This is a genomic window from Stieleria sp., from assembly GCF_041595215.1.
Lineage (GTDB): Bacteria > Planctomycetota > Planctomycetia > Pirellulales > Pirellulaceae > Stieleria > Stieleria magnilauensis.
This window is the reverse complement of record NZ_JBFHKV010000371.1, coordinates 1-7,169: the sequence shown is the minus strand read 5'-3', so window position 1 is coordinate 7,169 and position 7,169 is coordinate 1. Positions and strand designations below refer to the sequence as shown.

General features: G+C 59.0%; 2 protein-coding genes. One reads left to right on the top strand and one right to left on the bottom strand.

The window, feature by feature from the left end; all coding sequences use genetic code 11:
- The coding region (locus ABX749_RS15480) for a protein kinase (RefSeq protein WP_372896768.1) at positions 1-3,332 on the bottom strand (3,332 nt) is incomplete at its 3' end.
- Positions 3,333-3,709: 377 nt separating this feature from the next.
- On the opposite strand from ABX749_RS15480, the gene ABX749_RS15475 reads away from it, so the two are divergent.
- A partial coding sequence (locus ABX749_RS15475; RefSeq protein ID WP_372896767.1) for a tetratricopeptide repeat protein occupies positions 3,710-7,169 on the top strand: 3,460 nt, incomplete at its 3' end.

The following is a 7,169-nucleotide window of genomic DNA, read 5'->3' as shown; positions in this document are numbered from 1 at the left end:
AGTGAACCTGCGTCAAACAGCACGAGGTGATCTCCCTTGCCACCGACGGCGAGTCGATCTCCGGTCGGTGAGAACTGCAGATCGCGAATGGGTGCGACGTCGGTTTGCACGACCAATTGGTTCTCCCACGTTTCGGTGTCCCAAAACAACACTTCGCCGTCGAAGTGGCCGCTCGCCATCACCTTCCCATCGGGGGCGAAATCGACTTCACCCAACTGGGATGGATTGGGTTGACGACGCGTCACTTCCTCCAACTCGGGAATCGACCAGACCGAGATCATTCCGGCCAACGTGCCGGTGACCAACGCCTTGCCGCCGGGCTGGAATTTCATCGTCTTCAGGTCGGCCAGTTGCCGTTGTGCCAACCGTTCACAATGGCCAATTTCCGATTCCCGCCACAGCGTAATCAAGTCGTTTTCGTCGGCAGTCGCGATCAATCCAGACGCACGGTCTTTGACCGAAAGGAAGAGTCTCGATTCGACATTGACGTCGGAACGTTCCAGACGCAGTGTTCCATCGGTTTGCACAAATGGTTGCCAGAGCGGTTTGCCGTCGCTGAATCCGAGCAGCAATCGGTCTTCATCCAGCATGACCTCTCGCGTACCGCCGGGAGTATTGGGGGAATCGATTTGCCTACCGTTGCCCACGTCCCAAACTTTGACATTGCGTCCTCGTTGCCGGGTGATCAAACAGCCGCTGGATCCGGCAAACGTGAGTTGACAGGTTTCCTTGGTACCGGTGTCCCATTGGCGTTGCAGGTTTCCCGTGTCTGTTTCATAGATCCCGATCCTTCCGTTGGGGCTATAGGTCGCCAGCAGCATTCCGTCAGGCGAAAACGCCAGTCGTCTCACCACGCTTCCCAGCGACGTCCAGGTTCGGTAGAGCTTCGGTGGGGTGACCGACGCAACCAGAACCCCTCCTCCCCGCAGTCCGATCGCCACCTTGCCACCGTCCAGCGAGGCATCCACGGTAAATGGTTCCAGATCCACACGCTGCCGCTGATCGGACACCGCCACGCGGTTGCCAACTCTGCCGGCGCGATCACTTCGATAGATCGTGACGAGTTTTTCGTCGCTGCCCCAAAGATCGACACGTCCGCGTCCGGCCTGCACAAACCTCGGCCGCGGAGCCCCCGATGCGTTTCCGACGAAGTCCAGATCGGGAAGAAAAATCTGGTCGCTCCACATCCGATACGGCTGGTCCGCGGCGAGGTCCCAAATGCCGACGCTGTGGAGACGACGGCTGAGGCTGGCCAGTCGCAAATCGGACGAGTATCGCCCGCGAAAGAACGGCTCGGTCTGCTTTTCGGACAGGGTCGCTTGTCGACGTTCGATCGGTTCGCCACGATGCAAGTCACAGATGGTCAGCACACCGGACTGCGACACCGCGCCGACGCGATCACCATCCTCGGCAACCGTCAAGCCGATGATGGCTGATTCATCGAGTTGAAGTTCCCAGAGGTGCTCGCCGCCCGGGCGATTGAAAGAAGCCAACCGCCCGGTTTGATCGCCGACCAGGTAGGCGTCTGATCCCGAAACGGTCGCCAGGGCAGTCACTCGATGCGGTGACGATGGTTCCAGCACTTGCGTTTGATTGGAATCGACATCAAACCAGACCGCTTTGCCGTCGCGCCGAGCGAACAGCACGCTGCGGGTGTCACGATCCAGCGCCAAGCGAACCGCCGGCGACTCGATTTGTCCTGAGATCGATGCGATCCGCTTGCCCGTCGTCGTTTCCCAGGCACAGACGCCCGACGGCCCGCTGGTCACCAACCATGAAGCGTCATCGGAGATGGCCACATCCAATAAGCCACGGTCATCGGCGTTCCATCCGGAAATCGCATTGGCCGTCGAATCGTACAGCAGCCCCCAAACAAAGCCACGAAGATCTGGAGGACAGATCGTTTCGTCGGCCAACTGTTCGGCAACATGGTCGGGTTCGCGCGGGGCCATCGCCCCCAGTCGCAACAACGTCTGATTCAATGCGGTGCGTCGAAGCTGGACAACGGAATCGGATATACGCCCGTTCGCCCGCTCCAAAGCCTTTTTGTTTGCTTCGAGAATCAGATTCGCTTGGCGGACGTCACGAGCCCGTTGGTTGGCAACGCTGGCGGCGACGCCGGCGGTGACGGCCAACGTGACCAACAACGCCAACGCGATGACCGACAACGAAGCCACCCTGCGGTGACGCAAACACCACTTCCACAACGCGTCGCCGGCGCTCTGACGCCGGGCCAAAATCGGTTTGCCTTCCAGGTAGTTTCGCAAGTCGCCGGCGAACGCATCGATCGAGGCGTAACGCTCCGCCGGCTCTTTCGCCAACGCGGTTTCGAGAATCAGTTCAAGATCGCCGCGGAAGCGACGGTCGAGACGGCCGATCGGCAGGGGCGCTTCACTTTTGACGACCTGCGCCGTCTCCCACATCGACTTCTTGGCGATCGGGTAGGGAAGCTGCCCCGACAGAAGCTGATAGAGCACGACGGCGAAACCGTAAACATCGGTCCGAGCATCGATCTGTGACGGCTGCGCATTGAACTGCTCGGGACTCATGTAGCTGCGGGTCCCGATCCAAGCCTCGGTCGTCGACTCGTGGCCCCGCTCGTCCGCATTGTCTCGACGCAGACGTGCCAATCCGAAATCGATTAATTTTGGAACACCGTCATGGGTGACCAACAGATTGGACGGCTTTAAGTCCCGATGCACAATCCCTTCGGCATGGGCTTCTGACAAGGCTTCACAATACTTCAAACAAAGTGCGATGGTGTCATGGTGCGACCAACCCGACGTCATCTGTTTGGACTGAACGAAACGCAGGACATCCGTCCCCTCGACCCATTCCATCGTAAAGTACAGCCGCGGTGCGCCAAACACCTCCGCGACTCCGGCGTCAAAAATCTTGGCGATGTTGGGGTGACGAAGCGTCCCCAGCATTTCGACTTCCAATTGAAATCGCGATTTGATTCTCGGTCGAGCGGTGATGTCATGCAGCAGCTTGAGTGCGACCTTCCGCGCCGGAAACCGCTGCTCGGCCTGATAAACCACCGAGTACACGCCACGGGAGGTTTCCGACAGAATCTTGTAGCGGCCGATCGTCTCGGGAACGGGGGCCGCAGCAGGACGTTCAAAGCGAGAAGACACCTCCAGCCAAGCGACGTAGTCCCGCAATTGCTGTGTGAGATGATGGTCACCGTCACACAATTGCTCGGTCGTGACGTCGATCCCCTCGGCCACCATCGCTTCCCAGCGATCGAGCAAAGCCTGCAGTTCATCCGAGATGAGAAACTCATCTTCACGATAAGAACGCGTCGAGGAGTCTTCGAAGGAGTTCGACAAACGGAATAGCTCCGCGACAACCGGAATGCGAAGAAAAGTGGCTATGGTTTAGCGTGACGCGTGCGTCCAGAATCCAGTATAGCGTTGCACCGATGCGACGCGCAAGCGGCTTGTTGATTTCGTCCAATGACGTCGCGGATTTGATATCAACCGATTCGCCCCCGCATCCAGGGATCTCCATTGATCCCGATTTAGCGGCATCGGGCTCGCGGGCGTTTTTTCTTTTCCCGGCTTGGATTTTCTTGCCCCCGATTTTCTTGTCGTTTCAATTCCCGCTGCCCCATTCCGGCCCTCGGTCTGTGATAGCCTGTAGCTCTACAAGGTGGTTCCCAGAACGGCGACGACCCACGATCTCATTGAGCCAGGAGACCTATCGGATGCTTTGCCTTACAGCCAACGCTGTCAAATACCTCGTCGCCAGGAGCGGCGGGCAATGGAAGCACACCGTCATCTGCTTGGTATTGCTCTTGTCCGGTGCCTGTTTCACGGTCCAGTGCCCCGCCCAAGAGCCCGCACTTTCGGCGGAAGAACAGCGTGAACGGATCACCGCGGAAAAGTTCCTGGAAGTGTTGTTGCGACGGCCCAACACGGGAACCGCGCTGGACCGCGTGTTCGGGTACCACATCGGCGTCGGTGACATCGGCGAGTTGATTGACCGCCTGACCGACAAGGCCGAATCCGCGACCGACGAGGATGAGTCCGGCCGTCACTGGATGGTCGCGGGGTTGCTGCAACTGCAACGCAGCGAAGACGCCGCTGCGATCGAAGCTTTGGCTGCGGCGGAAGCAAAATTGCCCGACAACCCGCTGGCCGCCTACTACCACGGACAAGCCCTGCTGATGGTCGGTCGCACGGACGAGGCGACCGCAGCAATGCAGCGGGCGATCGATTTGAAACCGTCCCGACAAGACCATCTGAAGTTCGCCGGTCAACTCGGTCGCTTGTACCAACGCGCCGGAAAAACGGAGGATGCGTTGCGGATCTGGACGCAACTGGAGGCAAGTTTTCCGGGCGACGATGGCGTTCGTCAACGGATCGCCCGTGTGATGATCGAAGAAGGCGCCGTGCAAGGTGCGCTGGCACGGTATGACGCCCTGGCGAAAGACGCCCGCACGCCGAATGACAAAATCGTGTTTGCGATGCGCGCCGCCGACCTTCGCGCCCAATCAGGCGACCGCGCGACTGCGATCGGCCAATTCGAAACGCTGCTCGGGAAACTTCGTCCGGGCAGCTACCTGTACGACGAAGCTCGCCGTCGAATCGAAGCCACGTTCCTGTCCAGCGGTGACTATGCCGGTCTGGAGGAGTATTACCAAACCTGGGTCGACGATCATCCCGAAGATCTGGGTGTGGTCATAAGGCTCGCACGAACGCTGTCGATCCAAGGCCGCGGCCCCGAAGCGTTGTCCTGGTTCGAAAAAGCGATCGAACTCGCGCCCAGCGATCCCGCGCCACGATTGGCATTGATCAACGCTCACGTCGCCGCAGAAAACTACGTCGATGCGGCCCAACAATACGAAACGCTGATCAAGTTGGAACCGAACAACCCGGATCACTTCGTGCGGTGGGGCCAAATCCTGATCGAAAACCGCAAACAACCCAAACAAGCTCGCACAAAAGCGGCCGCCGACGTTTGGAAACGATTGGCAAAATCCCGCTCTGACGATGCCGTCGTTCAGTCCCAGGTCGCCGATCTGTTGCGTGGCGCAGAATTGGTCGATGACGCCATTGCGCAATACCAAGCCGCCATCACGCTCGCCCCCAGCCAACCGCAATACAAGGAGTATCTCGGCGAATACCTGCACGGGCTCAAACGCGAAGACGAAGCGATGGAGGTTTGGCGGTCGCTGGTCGAAGGTGAGCTCCGCAATCAAAAAAACTTGATCCGATTGGCTGAGGTTTACCACCAATTTGACAAACCGACCGAAGCCTTGAAGGTGATGGACGAAGCCTGTGCGTTGGACCCCACGATTGAAGATCGCCTGCGGTATTCCGAATGGCTACGTGATGCCGAACAATACGATGCGGCATTGGGACAAATCGCCTTGGCCGCCGCTGCGACCGAAAATGTTGACGAACGCGAGCGGGTGTTCGCCGCCGAGCTAAAAACCTATCAAGCCTCGGGCAAACTGGAGCAGCGGATCGAGCAAGCCCGCGCCGAAGCCGAGGCCGAAGGCAGCGACGGTGACGCTTGGCGACGTCTGGCCATCCTGTTCAACGCCGCCGGAAAAATCCCCGAGGCGCTCGAAGCGATTGAAAACGCACTCGATCGCGACCCCAACTCGATCGATGCGTTGGAAATCGCGGCGCGAATGTACGAGGACTCCGGGCGGCTGCCCTTGGCGATCGAAAAGCGTCGCTTGCTGGCCGAAACCGATTCGAAATTTCGCAACGGACACCTGCAAAAACTCTCTTCGCTGCATTTGCGAGTCGGTGAAACCGACCAAGCCGTCGCCGTCGGCAAAGAGTTATTGGCGGCGTCATCGGGTTCCATCGAAGCCTATCGGTTCTATGCCGACTTGTGCGGCAAGATCGGACGGGTCGATCAACGTCTGGACACGCTGCGACGCTGCGCGCGGCTGAATCCACGCAGCAACGAGGCTCAACAAATGCTCGCCAGCCAACTGGCCGAGGATTTCAAAACCGATCAGGCGATCGAGCTGTATTGGAAGATGCTGGACAGTGCCAACGACCTGGACGATCGACGCAACATCGTCACCACGCTGACCGACCTGTACCTGCGGACCAATCGGCTGGATCAATTGATCACCCGGCTGGAAATACGCGGGCGGGAGTCCGGCGATCGACGCACCACGATCGACCTGATCTCGACGGCACACCAACAAGCAGGCGACCTGGGACTGGCACGCCAGGCCCTCGAAGGACTGCTGGCCGAAGACGGTCGCGACACGTTGCTGTTGGAACGCTTGGTGTCACTGGCCGAACAAGCCGGCGAGTACGACCAGGCGGTCGCACTGCAACGGCAACTGACGCGTTTAGCCCCCGATCGCAAGAACGAAGCCCGACTCGCGTCGCTGCTGATCGATATCGGCGAAGTCGACGAAGCACAGACGTTGTGGTTTCGCATGACCGAGACCAGCTCGGATCCCACGCAACTCGCTCGCAACATCAATCGTCTCTACGCGGCCGGCGAAATCGAAACGGCGATCAAACTCGCCACCCAGATTCTCGATCGGCAAAGTGACGACTGGGAAACTCGGTTCCGGCTGATGGTGCTGCAAGCCGACGAAGGTGAATGGGAAACCGCCGCACAGACCGCCGACCGCTTGATCGCCATGGACCTCGATGACACCACGCTGCCCGACGGCGGAAAACCGTACGAGCGGACGGTGCGAACCGGCACGGGCCAGACCTACACCCGACCGTCGATTCAAGTCGGGCGACTTCAAAACATGTATCAGTTCTATCAGATCGTTGATGATCGATACGGTTACCAATCAACGATGTCGCTGCCCCAACCGATGGATTTCGGCCACGCAAAATTGATGGCACGCTATTGCCAACTGAAACACATGGCCACCCAAGGGTCGGCCATCAAGGACCACCTCGCAACGCTTGAAAAAACCGCGATGGCCGGCGATGCAACGACCGATCAAGTTTGGACCTGGTACGAAACCGCCACCATCGCGGCATCGGTCCAGCAAACGTCCTTCATGAGTCCCCAAAACCCTACCGAGTGGACGCCGATCTGGCGTTTGGCCGAAGTCGACCAAGAGATCGGGATGTCGCAGCTGGCCAGTCTGTTCCTCAATCGCATGAGCTACGCCCAACGGAGCGACATCGAATTACAAAGACTGCCTGATGACCGGATGGATT